The organism is Limnohabitans sp. (assembly GCF_031538885.1).
In the GTDB taxonomy this organism is placed as follows: Bacteria; Pseudomonadota; Gammaproteobacteria; order Burkholderiales; family Burkholderiaceae_C; genus Limnohabitans.
In genome coordinates this window covers 1-14,955 of record NZ_JAVKLW010000082.1, presented here as the reverse complement: position 1 = coordinate 14,955, position 14,955 = coordinate 1, and the positions used below count along the sequence as shown (strand labels likewise).

At 55.3% G+C, this 14,955-nt stretch carries 19 protein-coding genes and 1 riboswitch; of the genes, 14 read left to right on the top strand and 5 right to left on the bottom strand.

All coding sequences use genetic code 11. From position 1 onward, the window contains the following. Nucleotides 1-128 precede the first annotated feature (128 nt). From ccoG to RMS03_RS06750, 4 genes are all read left to right on the top strand, one after another. Entirely contained in the window at nt 129-1,307 is a 1,179-nt protein-coding gene (gene ccoG, locus RMS03_RS06765; protein WP_310626322.1) for a cytochrome c oxidase accessory protein CcoG, read from the top strand. Nucleotides 1,308-1,313: 6 nt separating this feature from the next. Then, complete coding sequence (locus RMS03_RS06760; RefSeq protein WP_310626321.1) at nt 1,314-1,604, top strand: FixH family protein; 291 nt, start codon at nt 1,314-1,316, stop codon at nt 1,602-1,604. A 55-nt stretch (nt 1,605-1,659) separates the two neighbouring features. After that, entirely contained in the window at nt 1,660-1,959 is a 300-nt protein-coding gene (locus RMS03_RS06755) for a hypothetical protein (protein WP_310626320.1), read from the top strand. Between the two features lie 68 nt (nt 1,960-2,027). Further along, nucleotides 2,028-2,741: a sulfite exporter TauE/SafE family protein gene (locus tag RMS03_RS06750; protein ID WP_310626319.1), complete on the top strand. Its 714-nt coding sequence runs from the start codon at nt 2,028-2,030 to the stop codon at nt 2,739-2,741. Here the strand turns inward: RMS03_RS06750 and RMS03_RS06745 are convergent, their stop codons facing one another. From RMS03_RS06745 to RMS03_RS06735, 3 genes are all read right to left on the bottom strand, one after another. Next, nucleotides 2,742-3,557 (bottom strand): sulfite exporter TauE/SafE family protein, encoded by an 816-nt coding sequence (locus RMS03_RS06745; protein WP_310626318.1) that lies wholly within the window; start codon nt 3,555-3,557, stop codon nt 2,742-2,744. A gap of 221 nt (nt 3,558-3,778) precedes the next feature. After that, a complete protein-coding gene (locus tag RMS03_RS06740) occupies nt 3,779-4,084 on the bottom strand; it encodes a cell division protein ZapA (protein WP_310626317.1) in 306 nt (101 codons plus the stop codon). Beyond that, nucleotides 4,081-4,302, bottom strand: a complete 222-nt coding sequence (locus tag RMS03_RS06735; protein WP_310626316.1) for a DUF904 domain-containing protein — start codon at nt 4,300-4,302, stop codon at nt 4,081-4,083. Before RMS03_RS06735 ends, RMS03_RS06740 begins: the two co-directional genes overlap by 4 nt. Nucleotides 4,303-4,337: 35 nt before the next feature. Further along, nucleotides 4,338-4,582: riboswitch (cobalamin riboswitch) on the top strand. A 76-nt stretch (nt 4,583-4,658) separates the two neighbouring features. Here RMS03_RS06735 and RMS03_RS06730 point away from each other — a divergent pair. The 6 genes from RMS03_RS06730 to RMS03_RS06705 are packed head-to-tail and all read left to right on the top strand — an operon-like array spanning nt 4,659 to nt 11,498. After that, nucleotides 4,659-6,548 (top strand): TonB-dependent receptor domain-containing protein, encoded by a 1,890-nt coding sequence (locus RMS03_RS06730; RefSeq protein ID WP_310626315.1) that lies wholly within the window; start codon nt 4,659-4,661, stop codon nt 6,546-6,548. Between the two features lie 5 nt (nt 6,549-6,553). Then, nucleotides 6,554-7,357, top strand: coding sequence for an ABC transporter substrate-binding protein (locus RMS03_RS06725; RefSeq protein WP_310626314.1), 804 nt, complete (start codon nt 6,554-6,556; stop codon nt 7,355-7,357). Next, nucleotides 7,350-8,231, top strand: a complete 882-nt coding sequence (locus tag RMS03_RS06720) for a helical backbone metal receptor (protein ID WP_310626313.1) — start codon at nt 7,350-7,352, stop codon at nt 8,229-8,231. Before RMS03_RS06725 ends, RMS03_RS06720 begins: the two co-directional genes overlap by 8 nt. Then, complete coding sequence (locus RMS03_RS06715; protein ID WP_310626312.1) at nt 8,228-9,241, top strand: iron ABC transporter permease; 1,014 nt, start codon at nt 8,228-8,230, stop codon at nt 9,239-9,241. The genes RMS03_RS06720 and RMS03_RS06715 overlap by 4 nt, the downstream gene beginning before the upstream one ends. Then, complete coding sequence (locus tag RMS03_RS06710) at nt 9,238-10,020, top strand: ABC transporter ATP-binding protein (RefSeq protein WP_310626311.1); 783 nt, start codon at nt 9,238-9,240, stop codon at nt 10,018-10,020. The genes RMS03_RS06715 and RMS03_RS06710 overlap by 4 nt, the downstream gene beginning before the upstream one ends. Beyond that, nucleotides 10,017-11,498, top strand: a complete 1,482-nt coding sequence (locus tag RMS03_RS06705) for a cobyric acid synthase (protein ID WP_310626310.1) — start codon at nt 10,017-10,019, stop codon at nt 11,496-11,498. The genes RMS03_RS06710 and RMS03_RS06705 overlap by 4 nt, the downstream gene beginning before the upstream one ends. Before the next feature lie 87 nt (nt 11,499-11,585). On the opposite strand, the gene nth is transcribed toward RMS03_RS06705, so the two are convergent. Further along, the gene (nth, locus tag RMS03_RS06700; RefSeq protein WP_310626309.1) at nt 11,586-12,224 is read right to left on the bottom strand and encodes an endonuclease III; all 639 of its coding nucleotides are present in this window, start codon (nt 12,222-12,224) and stop codon (nt 11,586-11,588) included. 52 nt (nt 12,225-12,276) lie between these two features. Between nth and RMS03_RS06695 the strand changes: the two genes are divergently transcribed. The 3 genes from RMS03_RS06695 to RMS03_RS06685 are packed head-to-tail and all read left to right on the top strand — an operon-like array spanning nt 12,277 to nt 14,096. Then, entirely contained in the window at nt 12,277-13,482 is a 1,206-nt protein-coding gene (locus tag RMS03_RS06695) for a PLP-dependent aminotransferase family protein (protein ID WP_310626308.1), read from the top strand. A 54-nt stretch (nt 13,483-13,536) separates the two neighbouring features. Continuing rightward, nucleotides 13,537-13,767, top strand: coding sequence for an addiction module protein (locus RMS03_RS06690; RefSeq protein ID WP_310626307.1), 231 nt, complete (start codon nt 13,537-13,539; stop codon nt 13,765-13,767). Between the two features lie 20 nt (nt 13,768-13,787). Beyond that, nucleotides 13,788-14,096 (top strand): hypothetical protein, encoded by a 309-nt coding sequence (locus tag RMS03_RS06685; RefSeq protein WP_310626306.1) that lies wholly within the window; start codon nt 13,788-13,790, stop codon nt 14,094-14,096. A 49-nt stretch (nt 14,097-14,145) separates the two neighbouring features. Here RMS03_RS06685 and RMS03_RS06680 read toward each other — a convergent pair whose 3' ends face one another. Beyond that, entirely contained in the window at nt 14,146-14,466 is a 321-nt protein-coding gene (locus RMS03_RS06680) for a MarR family transcriptional regulator (protein ID WP_310626305.1), read from the bottom strand. 318 nt (nt 14,467-14,784) lie between these two features. Here RMS03_RS06680 and RMS03_RS06675 point away from each other — a divergent pair. Beyond that, nucleotides 14,785-14,955 (top strand): transposase (locus RMS03_RS06675; protein WP_310626323.1); only part of this gene is annotated, 171 nt, incomplete at its 3' end.

The window sequence follows — 14,955 nt, the reverse complement described above, 5'->3', positions numbered from 1 at the left end:
ATTTGGTATCGTTCTTCTCGGCTGAGGTGCTTGTACATTGGGCAACTTCGACTTGGCGGTTAAAGCGGCCATGATGCTCTCGCATCCTCAGCCACCTATAACCAGTTCATCTTTGTTGCACTTCGTCCTTGAATCCGCCAGACTTTATTTATCTCACTGGCCTGTTGGTGATTTCAGCGCTGACGCTGTTCTTGTTCACGGCGGTGGCTGGGCGTTTGTGGTGTGGCTATGCCTGCCCGCAGACGGTATACAGCGAAATCTTCTTGTGGATTGAGCGCAAAGTCGAAGGCGACCGCTCTGCGCGTATGCGTTTGGATGATGCCAATTTCTCTTTGGAGAAGCTCGTCAAGAAATGGTACAAGCACATCATTTGGATCTTCTTGTCGATCTGGACGGGCTTTACTTTTGTGGGCTACTTCACGCCTATTCGTGAATTGGCGATGGAGTTCTTCCTAACGCAAATGAGTTCGTGGGAGCTGTTCTGGGTACTCTTCTATGCTTTTGCCACGTATGGAAATGCGGGCTTTATGCGTGAGCAAGTATGCAAATACATGTGTCCCTATGCGCGCTTTCAAAGTGCCATGTTTGACAACGACACACTCATCGTCACCTACGATACCGAGCGTGGAGAGCCGCGTGGTCCACGCTCCAAAAAGGCAGAGGTAGCCGCGTTGAATCTCGGGGCCTGCGTGGACTGCACCTTGTGTGTGCAAGTGTGTCCCACGGGTATTGATATTCGCGATGGCTTGCAATACGAGTGCATTGGTTGCGGTGCTTGTGCTGATGTGTGCGACACCGTGATGAACAAGATGGGTTACGCCCGAGGTTTGGTCCGTTACTCGACACAAAATGCGATCGACAACAAATGGACGTCGCAACAAATCTGGCAACGTCTGATGCGTCCGCGTATTCAGATCTACACCATGATCTTGGTCGCCATCACCGTTGGTTTGCTGGTTTCGCTCAGTTTACGCACGCCGTTCAAAGTGGATGTCGTGCGTGACCGTTCAACCTTGTCCCGCATCACAGAATACGGCACCTTAGAGAACGTGTATCGCTTGCAAATCATGAATGCCGCAGAGACGGCGCAAACCTATCGTTTGTCCGTCAAAGGATTATCGAGCTTGAAAATCACAACCGACACCGAAGTGAAGGTGAACCCCGCCCAAGCGAGGTGGATTGTGCTTCGCGCTGATGTGCCTTATGGGTCGGTCGAAGGCGGTTCACACAAAATCGTGTTTGAAATTCAGGCCTTGGGCACGGATGACTTCGTGGTCGAAAAATCTGTTTTCATCGTTCCTAGGTAATACATCATGAAACAAGACACATCAGATACCAAATCTTGGTGGCAGTACGGTCACGTTTGGCTCATCATTGCAGGCCCCGCCGCCGTCGTTGTGGCGTGCTTCATCACTTTAGCGATCGCCATTCGTGTGCCAGATCCGGTGATTGCCGATGACTACTACCGTCGCGGTTTAGACATCAACAAAACTTTGGAGGCTAAAAAAGACCTCCAGCTCATGCCTGCCATGCAGGCTCGCAATCATGTGGTGACACCGCGCGCTGCTATTCCTCAGTCAGAGACCCCCGCGAAAACCCCGTGACCTGTTCAAGTCGTTGAGGTCTAAACTGACATCATTGCTTTTCAGGAGAATCGGCATGTTGGCTCAACGAATGATGTGGATTGCATGGCCTGCTTTCTTGGTAGCGGGCGTTTTAGAAATGCTGGTGTTCGCATTTGTCGATCCGCAAGATATGCAATGGTTGGGTCAACCCATTGAGTTGTCACGACAAGGTGTCTACACCTTGTCGTTTTTTGTTTTCTGGGTCATGACAACCGCATCCAGTGCCTTGACAGCCTTGCTCTCCGTGTCACCGTTTGAGCTGAATCGTTCCCCGCTGGTGCCGCTGAACGCCCCGACGGATGCCTCAAGCAAGAGACGTGTTGCGATCCTTTGACCGCTTAAATCAGCTGGCAGGTTTGTGCAAGTCGACAAGAGCCGTACAAGGTTCTCTAAAATCATCTGATGAATAAAACTTTGGCCCTCACCGCACTCTTGATGGGGCTGGCGGGCGGGCCACACTGCCTCGCCATGTGCGGTGCCGCCTGTGCAGGCATTGGGCGTGCCGCGCAAAAACAAACGGGCGGTCAAGGAGCGGCGGCCATGCTTTTGTTCCAACTAGGTCGTATCGCGGGCTACAGCGCCTTAGGCGCGCTGGCGGCCACCACCATGCAAGGCGTGGGTTGGCTCAGCACTCAGTCCGCCGTGTTTCGTCCGCTCTGGACCTTGCTACACATCGTGGCCTTCATAGTGGGGGTGCTGTTGCTTTGGCGTGGCGAGCAACCCATTTGGCTTGAAGGTGTTGGGCGCAGCATTTGGCGGCGTGTGCAGGCCAAGATGGCACACCTCAAACTGCGCAATGGTGGCGCTGTCATCCTGGGCGTTTTGTGGGCCTTGATGCCTTGCGGCTTGCTGTATGGTGCGCTCTTGGTCGCCGCACTCAGCAACAGTCCGCTCGAAGGCGCAGGTGCGATGGCCTTGTTCGCCCTTGGTAGCGCGGTGGTGCTGACGATTGGTCCGTGGGCATGGTTGCGCTTGCGTGGCGTACAAAACGTGGACGGTCGCAGCGGCGCGTGGGGCGTGCGCTTGGCGGGTTTAGCACTGGCGATCAGCTCTGGCTGGGCCTTGTGGATGGGCTTGGTCGAATACCAAGCACCATGGTGCTTGGTGCCACAGTGATCAGCTGGTGATCCCTTTGTAAAACATATAAGCGGCCAACACATACAAGACGCTGGCAAATACACGTTTGAGTTTTTTCACAGGCAGCATGTGTGCTGCTTTGGCTCCTAAGGGCGCTGTGAATACGCTGCAAGCGGCAATCACCACCAAGGCAGGCACCCAAATAAAACCAAATGCGTCAGCAGGTAAACCTTGCACTGACATTCCGCTGATGACGTAACCCAGCACATTGGCCACCGCGATAGGAAAACCTAAAGCGGCACTGGTAGCCACTGCGTTGTGAATCGCCACATTGCACCACGTCATGAATGGCACGCTGATAAAGCCGCCGCCTGCACCTACCAAACCAGAAATAAAACCAATCACTCCGCCTGCACCCAGCAGGCCTGCGGTGGCTGGAACTTGGCGCGTGGGGGCTGGCTTCTTGTCTAAAAACATTTGTGTGGCTGAGAAGCCCACAAACAAACCAAAGAAGATGGCCAAGTAAGAGCCCTTGAGCATTGCGAACACGCCCAAGCTACCCAGCATGCTGCCCAGCACAATGCCAGGGGCCAAGCATTGGACCAAATCCCAGCGCACGGCGCCACGTTGGTGGTGCGCACGCACGCTAGACACCGAGGTAAAAATGATGGTTGCCATCGATGTGGCAATTGCCATCTTGACTGCCAAGTCTGCATCCACCCCGCGATGCGAGAGCATGAACGTGATGAACGGCACCATCACCATACCTCCGCCAATGCCCAGCAAGCCAGCCAAGAAGCCCGTGCAAATGCCAAGCATGGCAAGTTCAATCATCAATTGGGGTTGGAGGTCCATAAGAGCGTAGGCCTTGAGAAAAATAAAGGTGTCTGCAAGGAGCCCTGAGACCGTCATCCTGAACCAGGGGTTCAGGTGGGCGAGGTCAGTTTGACGTTGGGTTCATCTGACGCGAGACGCTCACGCTCATCAAACAATGTTCCAAGCCCGAGCTCAATGAGCATTGGTTCAAGGAAATATAAAGCCCCAAGGACTTGCAGACGCCTTAATTGTAGGGCGCGTTAGATGAGTTGGTTGTCGTGTGCGAGCACCGCATCCATGCGCTGCAACAAATTGTGCAGATCTGTGCTGTGTGACCCATCGTCAGCACGGAGGGGGGGCGTGGCAGGGCGGTCAGTCAAGTCAAACGCCAAATTGAGGGCGGCTAATACCGCGATACGGTCACGCGCTTTGATCTTGCCCGCATCGCGAATCTTGCACATGGCTTGATCGACTTTGCCAACCGCTTCGCTCAAACGTGTCTCACCCCCTTCGGGGCAGCCCAACACATAGCCCTGGCCCATGATCTGAACTTCGATCTGTTTCATGCGTTGTCCTTGGATTCAGTGCCTTGCGGCAGGCGATCAATCAATGCGTCAATCCGATGACGGGCGGCGGCCAAGCGGGACTTGAGCAAGTCGCGTTCGTGCATGAGTTCTTGCATCTGGGTAGCAAGCAAAGCGTTGGTGCGTTGCAGTTCTTCGTGACGTAGCAGCAAATGCTCGACACGTTGCGCAATTTGATCGATCAGGGGTGTTTGTGACATGGCCAACGCATTTTAAGGTGCGTGCAAGCTTGGTTGTTAAAATTGTCAACGTTGGTGCTCGCGGTGTGGTTCACACGCCGCAGTTCAACGGGAAGCAGGAGGGTTGCGTCGACAAGCTCGACAACACTTAACCTGCGCTGCCCCCGCAACGGTCAAGCGGACGAGCCTTTTGGCTCCGCTTCTGTCACACAAGCCACTGAGCGCCTTGAACAAGCGCTTGGGAAGGCGACAGAGGTCGTCTCCGCCAGCCCGGATACCGGCCAACAAGGTGGCGGTGCGCTTCAAAAACGCATTGCTAAATCGCTCAAGCACTGCCGGGGAAGGCGGTGAGAGCACACAACTGTTGGTCTTAAATCATGAAGAAATCTATTCGTCTGCGTGCGCGTGCGTTTGTGCCTGCGCTATCTGTTTTGTCTCTAGCTGTCGCTGCGAGTGTGCAGGCACAAGGCATTGAAATTAACCCCGTCGTTGTCTCTGCAACGCGGGTGGAACAACCTCTATCGGAAGTGCTGTCGTCGGTGTCTGTGATCACGCGAAAGGACATTGAGCGATCACAGGCAGCCAGCTTAGTAGACCTACTGCAGGGTGAGCCAGGTATTGAATATGGGCGTAACGGTGGTCCAGGGTCGCAAACTTCGATTTTCTTACGCGGGCAAGCCAGCAACGGGCTTGTCGTGTTGGTCGATGGCATCAGAACTCAAACCGATGGGGGTGGTTTTTTAACCATGACTGAAATGCCCCTATCTCAAATTGAACGAATTGAAATTTTGCGCGGTAATGCGGGTGCTCTGTATGGTGAAGCCGCGGTGGGCGGGATGATTAATATTTACACACGTCAACGTAAAGGTACACCTAGTGCCTATGGCTCTATCGGCTATGGATCCAAAAACACGTCGGACATGAACACGGGCATCGGCGGTTCTGTGGATGACTATGCTTTTGATTTAAATATCGGGAAAAAGGCTTCGAGTGGTTTTTCGTCTATGAATCCTGCAAAAAGCAACTCGGCGAACCCCGATAGCGATGGATATTCATCAGACTACGCAGCTGCGCGATTCGATAAAAAAATTGATGCGAATCTTCAAGTTGGGATTCGGTGGAGAACCAATGTCTCTAATGTTGATTACGACGCTAAATCGAATCCTGACTACTCACCTTCCGTTCCCACCGATAAACATCAGTCAATTAAAAAGACTGATGTAGTAAGTGTCTATGCACATCGGGCTATGAACGAGCAATGGTTCAGCACACTGGATGTATCTAGTGCAACGACCAGTTATGAAGAGATAAAAAACAACATGGACAATGGACGTTACAGGTCACAACAAAACTCGGTTCATTGGACGAATAACTATCAACTATTACCAACTACAACGTTAAATTTCGGAGCTGACTACGTTGCCGATAGGCACGAGCAATTCGGTGATTTTGTGATGGATCGTCGCACCACAGGTGCATTCACAGGATTAACTCAAACAATCGATAAATTTTCAATACAAGCTAATTTCCGACGTGATCGAGTTGAAATTGATCGTCGAGCGCAAGACTCATTGCTAAATTCTCAGCTCAATGCAAACTCAAGCTTGCTCGGCTTGGGTTACCAATTAAATAGCGTACTCAAGGCAACAGCCACGACCTCAACTGGATTTAGAGCACCTTCTGCAACTGAAATTTCTAACAATCCAAATTTGACTCAAGAAAAATTTAGATCGAACGAGGGTGGTTTAACGTATACACAAAGTCAAACCTTGGCTCGAGTTGTTTATTTTGAAACACGAACCATGAATGCGATTGACTGGTTTGAAGATGCTTCTCAAGTTTGGTCTGTGAAAAATGCTGGTGAGATTCAAAACAAAGGAGTTGAGGCGTCATTGCGAAGTATCTGGTTAGGCAACAGCCTCAAAATTTCAGCTGTTCGACAAGACGCTAAAAATGTCACAGGGGGGTATCCGGCAGGGCGACGTGCTAAAGAATACGGCTCATTTGATATTTCGCGAAACGTGCTCGGGTATGAACTAGGCGCCAAGTTGTTTGCATCTGGCGCAAGACCTGATATCAATGAGGTGAATTCAAATATGTTGGCGGGCTATTCTCTTTGGTCGTTTTATGCCAGCTGCAAACTCGATACCAACTGGACAGGGCGCGTCAAGCTTGAAAACGCCTTCAATCGCAACTATGAGTTGGCTGGTGGCTACAACACCCCAGGTCGCGGTATCTTTGCTACGTTGCAATACCAACCACAATAAAACCTATGGTTGATTTTCTCCCCCAACGCATCGTCTGCCTCACCGAGGAAACGACAGAGTGGCTGTACATGCTGGGGCAAGAGGCGCGCATTGTGGGCATTTCGGGTTACACCGTGCGTCCACGCCGTGCGCGTAATGAGAAACCCAAAGTCAGCGCGTTCCTGAGCGCCAGGATAGACAAAATCTTGGCGCTCAAGCCCGATTGCGTTTTTGGTTTTTCTGATTTGCAAGCCGACATCGCTGCGCTGCTGATTCGTGCAGGTGTGCAGGTGACGGTGTTCAACCAGCGCAGTGTGGACGAGATTTTTTCCATGCTCTACCAAGTCGCGGCGATGGTGGGCCAGGCCGAGCAAGGCTTGCAGCGTTTGCAACACATGCGCTCACAACTCGACGCCATCCAAACCACAGCAGCTGCGTTCAAGCGTCGGCCCAAGGTTTATTTTGAAGAGTGGGATGAACCGCACATCAGCGCCATCCGTTGGGTGTCTGAGCTAATTGGCGTGGCCGGTGGTGACGACTGTTTCCCAGAGTTGGCGCGTATGCCCATGGGCAAAGACCGCATCATTGCGAGCGGCCAAGCCATCATCGAGCGTGCGCCAGACATCATCATTGGGTCTTTGTGCGGTAAAAAATTCCGTCCTGAAAATGCCATGGCACGTGTCGGTTGGCAAGACGTGCCAGCGGTTCGCCACCAACAAGTTTTTGAAATCAAGTCTGCCGATATCTTGCAGCCAGGCCCTGCGGCCTTGACCGATGGCGTGACGCAGTTACACCACATCTTCCAACGCTGGGAGGCAACCTATGCTTAAACGCATCGTCGCCTTGTCTGCTTTGTGCTTCTTCGTCATCACGACACAGGCCGTGGTGTTGCGTGACGACCGCCAAGTGGCGGTGAGCCTTGCCAAGCCCCCGCAGCGCATCGTCAGCCTGCTGCCTTCACTCACCGAGACCGTGTGTGCTTTGGGGCAATGTGACAAATTGGTCGGCGTGGACCGTTATTCCAATTGGCCCGAAAGCTTGGCCAAGCTGCCACGCCTAGGCGGCGGCATTGACCCCAACATCGAAAGCGTGGTCGCGCTCAAACCTGATTTGGTTTTGATGGCGACTTCAGCACGCGGTGCCGACCGTTTCACCGCGCTCGGGCTGACCGTGCTGGCCTTCGAGCCGCGCTCACATGCCGATGTGCAGCGCGTCATGAACCTTGTCGCGCAAGCGCTGGGTGTGCCGCCGCAAGAGGCTGAGCGTGTGTGGCGTCATATCGATGCCGCGGTGAATGCTGCTGCGCAAGCCATGCCTGCACAGGCCAAAGGTCAACGCGTTTACTTTGAAGTGAGTCGCACGCCTTATGGTGCGAGTGAGTCGTCGTTCATTGGCGAAACGCTGCAACGCTTGGGTGCGCGCAACATCTTGCCTGCGTCCTTGGGGCCGTTTCCCCAAATCAATCCAGAGTTTGTGGTGCGTGCCCAGCCCGACATCATCATGGTGGGTGACAGCAATTTTGCCGACATGGCCATGCGGCCAGGCTGGCAAAACTTGCGCGCCATGCGCACACATCGCGTGTGCCATTTCAAACCCGACGAGTCCGATGTGTTGGTCCGCGCAGGTCCGCGCATGGCCGAGGCGGCCCGCTTGATGGCTCAGTGTTTGACAGACAAAGCAAGCATGAAGAAGGAGCAGCCATGACGTTGCACGCGACACGCGAGTCACCGTGGGTGGTGGCGTTGAATTTGTGGGTGTTGTGTGCCCTCGGCATTGCGCTGGGCAGCGCTGTGGGGAGTACCGGGGTGGAGAGTTGGTTGCATGCATGGCACGACGACATCGCTTGGCAGATTGTGTGGGACATTCGTTTACCTCGTAGCCTAGGCGCTTGTGCGGCGGGTGCCTTGCTGGGTTTAGCGGGCGCTTTGGCGCAAGGCTTGTTTCGCAACCCATTGGCGGATCCGTACTTGTTGGGCAGTGCTTCAGGAGCCTCGTTGGGCGTGGCTGTGGCGCTGGCCTTGTTTGGCGTTCACCCGTTTGCCACCGAGTTCTTGGTGCGCTTGGGGTTAACGGGGGCTGCCTTTGTTGGCGCCGTGTTGGCCGCGTTGCTCACACTGGTGTTGGCGCGTGGCGTGCAGCAGACTTTGCGCTTGTTGCTGGCCGGTGTCATTGTGGGCGTGGTCTTGGGTGCCATGGCTTCGCTCATCACCCTCATGCGGCCTGATGTGCTGCAAGGCATGCAAGGATTTTTATTGGGCTCCACCAGCTTTATTGGTTGGAACGCGTGTGTGTTGATGTTGGGCGTGTTGTCGGTGTGCTTGGTGTTGGCTGTGGTCTTGAGTCGCGTGCTCGATGCGTTGAGCCTCGGTGAATCCACCGCCTTGAGTTTGGGCTTGCCGATCGCGCCTGTGCGTGTGGCCTTGGTCTGTGTCTTGGCGCTGGCCACAGGCGCTGCGGTGGCGCAGACAGGATTGGTGGCTTTTGTCGGATTGGCTGCACCGCACTTGGTGCGCTCGCGGGTTAAGACCTCGCACCACTGGATGGTGGTGCTGGCTGCTTTGATGGGCGGCTTGCTGCTGCTGGCGGCAGACTTGCTGGCCCGCCTGTTGTGGGCCCCGCAAGAGATGCCCGTGGGTGTTTTGACCGCTGTGTTGGGGGGCGGTTATTTGCTGTGGCTGATGTACCGCAGCCAAATCACAAGGACCTCGCCATGAAGCTGCCAACAATGGCTTTGCGTGTACGCGACCTGCATGTGTCCTTGGCTGGGCAAGAGGTCTTGCATGGCGTGGACATGTCCTTTGTCGCGGGTCGGTGGACCAGCATCGTCGGCCCCAACGGGGCAGGCAAATCTACCTTGCTCAAAGCTTTGGCTGGGCTGTTGCCCACGACGGGGCGCATCCTCTTGTTTGACCAAGAACTCACGGCGATGAACCGCCAACAGCGTGCCCAGCAGTTGTCGTGGTTGGGCCAAAACGAATCTGCCTCGGACGACTTGCGGGTGTGGGATGTGGTTATGCTCGGGCGCATCCCGCACCAAGCTTGGCTGGCTGCACCCACCGCGCAAGACCACGCCGTGGTCGAAACCGCATTACGCGCCACGCAAGTATGGGATTGGCGTGAGCGGGCCTTAGGGCAACTCTCGGGAGGCGAACGTCAGCGCGTGTTGCTGGCACGCGCCATGGCTGTGCAAGCGCAAGTGATGTTGATGGACGAACCATTGGCCAACCTCGACCCGCCGCATCAAGTCGATTGGCTAGAACAAGTGCGTTGCCTGACTTCACAAAACACCACCGTCATCAGCGTGTTGCACGAAGTCGGCATGGCCTTGCATGCCGACGACATGGTGGTCATGCAAGCCGGATATGTGACGCACCAAGGTGCATGTACTGACGCCGCCACGCACCGTGCGGTCGAGGCGGTCTTTGATCACCGCATTGCCATTCATGCGCTAGAGGGGCAGTGGGTGTCTGCGCCTAGGCGCTCAACCGTATGAAACTCGCGCGTTGCGTCATGGTGTTGGGTACCTCCAGCGGTGCTGGCAAAAGCTGGTTGACCACTGCACTGTGCCGTTGGTATGCGCGTCAAGGCTTCAAGGTCGCGCCATTCAAAGCACAGAACATGAGCAACAACGCGCGCGTGGTGGCCTCGCACAACGGGCTCGGCGAAGTAGGTTCTGCCCAATACTTCCAAGCACTCGCGGCCAAAGTCGAGCCCGATGTGCGCATGAACCCCTTGCTGCTCAAGCCGGAGGCCGACACCCACAGCCAGGTGGTGTTGCTGGGCGAGGTGAACCCAGCGCTGACGAACACGCCGTGGCGCGAGCGCAGCGAAAAAGTGTGGCCTCAAATTGCCGCCTCACTCGACGCGTTACGCGCCGAAAACGATGTGGTGGTGATCGAAGGCGCAGGCTCACCCGCAGAGGTCAACCTCATGGACAGCGACATCGTCAATTTGCGCGTGGCACGGCATGCCGATGCCCGTTGCTTACTCGTGACCGATATTGACCGTGGGGGCGCATTCGCCCACCTCTACGGCACATGGGCCTTGCTGCCACCCCTTGACCAAGCGCGTATCTACGGCTTTGTGCTCAACAAGTTTCGCGGCGATGCAGCCTTGCTCGCCCCCGCGCCACAGATGCTACAAGAGCGCACGGGCGTGCCCACCGTGGCGGTGCTGCCCATGTGGTGGCAGCACGGCCTGCCAGAAGAAGATGGACTGTTCCATGACGCCTTGGGGCGATTAGGCAGTCAAACAAGGACTGCGGTCAGAACCGTGGCGGTCATCGCCTACCCACGCATCAGCAACCTCGATGAATTTCAACCCTTGAAGAACGTGCCCGATGTGCGCTTGCTTTGGGTGCGCAGTCCCGCAGATTTGGCCAGCTTGCAGGCGAGTGATTGGATCATCTTGCCCGGCTCCAAGCACACCAGCAGCGACCTCGCATGGCTGCGTGCTCAAGGCCTCGATGCTGCCATCACCCAACACGCCGCGCAGGGTGGCGCGGTCTTGGGTATTTGCGGTGGCTTGCAAATGTTGGGCGAGGCCTTGATTGACACACACGGCATTGATGGCAACGCCGCAGGCTTGGGGCTGTTGCCTGTCGTCACACAGTTTGCGGCCGATAAAACGGTGCAGCGCACCACCGCCACCTGGGCTCACTTGCGTGGTGCATGGTCTGCACTCTCGGGCGTGCAAGTGTCTGGCTATGAAATCCACCACGGCCACACCCAAGCGCATAGCGCCATGGCCGCCGCAGGTCAACTGGCGCATGAGGTGATGCTAGGTTTGGCATGGCAAAACGATGTGGGCAATGTGATGGGGTGCTACTTGCACGGTTTGTTTGAAGACCCTGCTGTTTTGCAAGCCTTGTTTGGTGCGCACACCCCTACCTTAGACACTGTGTTTGAAGGCTTGGCAGACTACCTCGACCAGCACATGAGTGCCGAGGTGCTGTGGCGCTTGGTGGCTTAAGCCTTGGCTTGTGTTTCGTAGTGCTGACGCAAATGGTCAATCAATGACTGGGCGTAGCTTGGTAAGGCCGCTTGGTCGCGCGTCGTTTCAATCCTTCGTCGTCTTGGGCTTGAAGCTACAAAACGCAGACACCCCACACTGCCAGCACAACGGCTTGCGTGCTTGGCAGACATAGCGGCCATGCAAGATGAGCCAGTGGTGGGCGTCCACCAAGTATTCAGCGGGGATGCGCTTCATCAGTTGCATCTCCACCGCCAAAGGCGTTTTGCCTTTGGCCAAGCCCGTGCGGTTACCCACGCGAAAAATATGCGTGTCCACCGCCATCGTGGGCTCGCCAAACGCCACGTTCAACACCACGTTGGCGGTTTTGCGGCCCACGCCGGGCAAGGCCTCGAGTGCTTCGCGTGTGCGCGGCACTTGGCCTTGGTGCTGCTCCACCAAGATGCGGCAGGTTTGCATCAAGTGTTTGGCTTTGCTGTGGTACAGGCCAATCGTCTTGATGTAGCGCTCTAGGCCGTCGAGCCCGAGGTCCAATATTTGTTGTGGTGTGTGGGCCACTGGAAACAACTTTCGCGTGGCCTTGTTCACCCCCACATCCGTGGCCTGCGCACTCAGCAGCACCGCCGTGAGTAGCTCAAACACACTGGTATATTCCAACTCGGTATTGGGCTGCGGATTGGCTACTTTCAGCGTCGCAAAAAATGGCTCAATGTGCTCTTTTTTCATATTCCATCGAATCAATTGGAATCAATTGGGGTCAGAACCCGATTATCTTCTTATGCAATTTGCCGACCGCCTCAATAACGTTGAAACCTCTGCCATTCGTGAATTGTTCAAGCTGCTGGGCAAGCCCGGCATCATCAGTTTTGCGGGCGGCTTTCCTGACAGCGCCATGTTTGACGTGGAAGGCATTCGCGAAGCCAGCAACGCGGCCTTGACCGAAGAGCCCGGCGCGGCCCTGCAATATGGCGCGACCGAGGGCTACAACCCACTGCGTGAACAACTCGCAGCCTTCATGGCCAGCAAAGGCGTGAAGGGCTTGGATGCCAATGGCCTGATCGTCACCACGGGCAGCCAGCAAGCGCTCGACCTGATTGCCAAAACCTTGCTCAACCCCAATGACGTGGCTTTGGTGGAAGGCCCCACCTTCTTGGCCACCATTCAGTGCTTTCGTTTGTACGGCCCGCACGTGGTGGGCGTGCCTATTGATACAAAAGGGGACGCGCACGGCGTGCAAGTGGACAAGTTGGAAGACATGCTGGTGCAGCACAAGCCCAAGCTGGTGTATCTCATTCCCACCTTTGGCAACCCCAGCGGAGCCACATTGAGCCTTGAGCGTCGTTTGCGTGTGCTTGAGCTCGCCGTGAAATACAAAACCGTGGTGGTGGAAGACGACCCTTATGGGGACTTGTATTTTGGCGATGCGCCGCCGCCTTCTTTGCTGGCCCTGAGCGATCAAGTGCCGGGCAGCCGTGAATGGCTGATTTACTGCGGCTCACTTAGCAAAGTGCTGTCGCCCGGTCTGCGCGTGGGCTGGATGATTGCCCCGCCCGCGCTGCTGGCCCGCGCCACCATGTGCAAGCAGTTCAGCGATGCCCACACCTCCACCTTTGCACAAGCCGTCGCCGCGCAGTACCTCAAAGCGGGCCGCATGCCCGCCACCTTGGCACATGTGCGCAGCGTGTATGCCGAACGCGCCCAAGCGATGAGCGACGCCTTGAAGCGCGAATTGGGCGACGCCTTGACCTTCACTCAACCGCAAGGTGGCTTGTTCTTTTGGGCCAAGCTCACAGGCGCTGGCGGCAAACTGAAAGACGGCAGCGAACTTGCCAAACGCGCGATTGAAAAAGGCGTGGCCTTTGTGCCGGGTACGCCGTTTTTTGCGAGTAACCCCGATACAACAGCGATTCGTTTGAGCTTTGCCACGGCGGATGTGGCGAAGATCAACGAGGGGATTGCGCGGTTGGGGCAGGCGCTGTCATGATGATGGCGCGCTTGTCATCCTTGGATTAAGATTTGCCGCACACGAGGGGATGAAATGAAACTTCATGAATTAACCCAGCTTTCGGCGCAAGACCGCATACAAGCCATGGAGCTTTTGTGGCAAGCCATGTCTGACGATGCGCAGCAAAACGCCAGCCTAATTCCAGCTTGGCATCAAGGCGTGTTGGAGGCGCGTTTGGCGAGGCTACAGTCAGGCGATGAAAAAAGTATGCCTTGGCAGTTAGCCAAAGATCGCTTGCGTGGTTTGACGCAAGTCACGACCTGAGTCTTGTCGAGGTGGTGCGTGTGAATGGTTGCAGCGCGATCAGCATCACGGATTCTGCACAAGACGATTTGCTCGCTGGATTTTGGTTTTACCAGCAGCAGAAAATTGGCTTGGGCAGCTATTTTTTAGAAAATTTGATGGCAGACATTGATTCACTCATCATTTATGCAGGCGTACATACCAAGATCAATGGTGTTCATCGCAGTTTGGCAAGTCGTTTCCCTTACGCCATTTACTATCAGCTAAATGATGATCATGCCAACGTGATTGCGGTCTTGGATACCCGCCGTCATCCTCTGTGGACGCACAGCAAATTGGCGGCTAGATAGCTGCTGCGATGTCAAGAAGATAGGGCATCAAATCCATCGCCCTATCAAGTTAACTGCGTCGCTGACCCAGCACCGCCATCACACGATGCCAGCCCGCTTGCGCCTCTGACCCCGCTTCATCAAACACCGCTTGCAGTTGCGCTATTTGCGTGCCTGTGAGTTGTGTTTCGAGTTGTTCGCCCTTGCGGGTGAGCACCAGTTGTCTCACTCGGCGATCATGTTCAGCGGTTGTGATGGACACCAAGCCCATTTCAATCAACTGCCGTAAGGGCGCATTGAGCGCTTGCTTGCTGACATTCAATGTTTCGAGCAGCGCATTCACGGTCGTGCTGGGGCTGCGCCCCACGAAATACAAGATGCGATGATGCACGCGCCCAAGCCCTTTTTTTCCAGAATGCGGTCTGGCTGCTCGGTGAGTGCGCGATAACCAAAGTAAAGCCGTTCAATGGCTTCGCGTGTCGAAGGATTTTTTAGGTCAACCATATTGACATGATAACTGCGGCCTGATTATGAGGCGGATTCAAGGACGAAGTGCAACAAAGATGAACTGGTTATAGGTGGCTGAGGATGCGAGAGCATCATGGCCGCTTTAACCGCCAAGTCGAAGTTGCCCAATGTACAAGCTGACCTTACCCCTGAAAAACGTACTCCTTAGCTGATAGGTAAAAATCAGTTTTAGGAGAGAGAAATGAGCGATTCGATACGACGGGCGCGGTACACACTGGAATTCAAGCTGGAGGCCGTCAGGCTGGTCAAGGGTGGGCAGGCGGCGGCAGTCACGGCCAAGATACTTGGCATCCCCAAACAGACGCTGGAGAACTGGGTGCGATTGCATGCCAAGGGTCATCTCAAGGGCGCT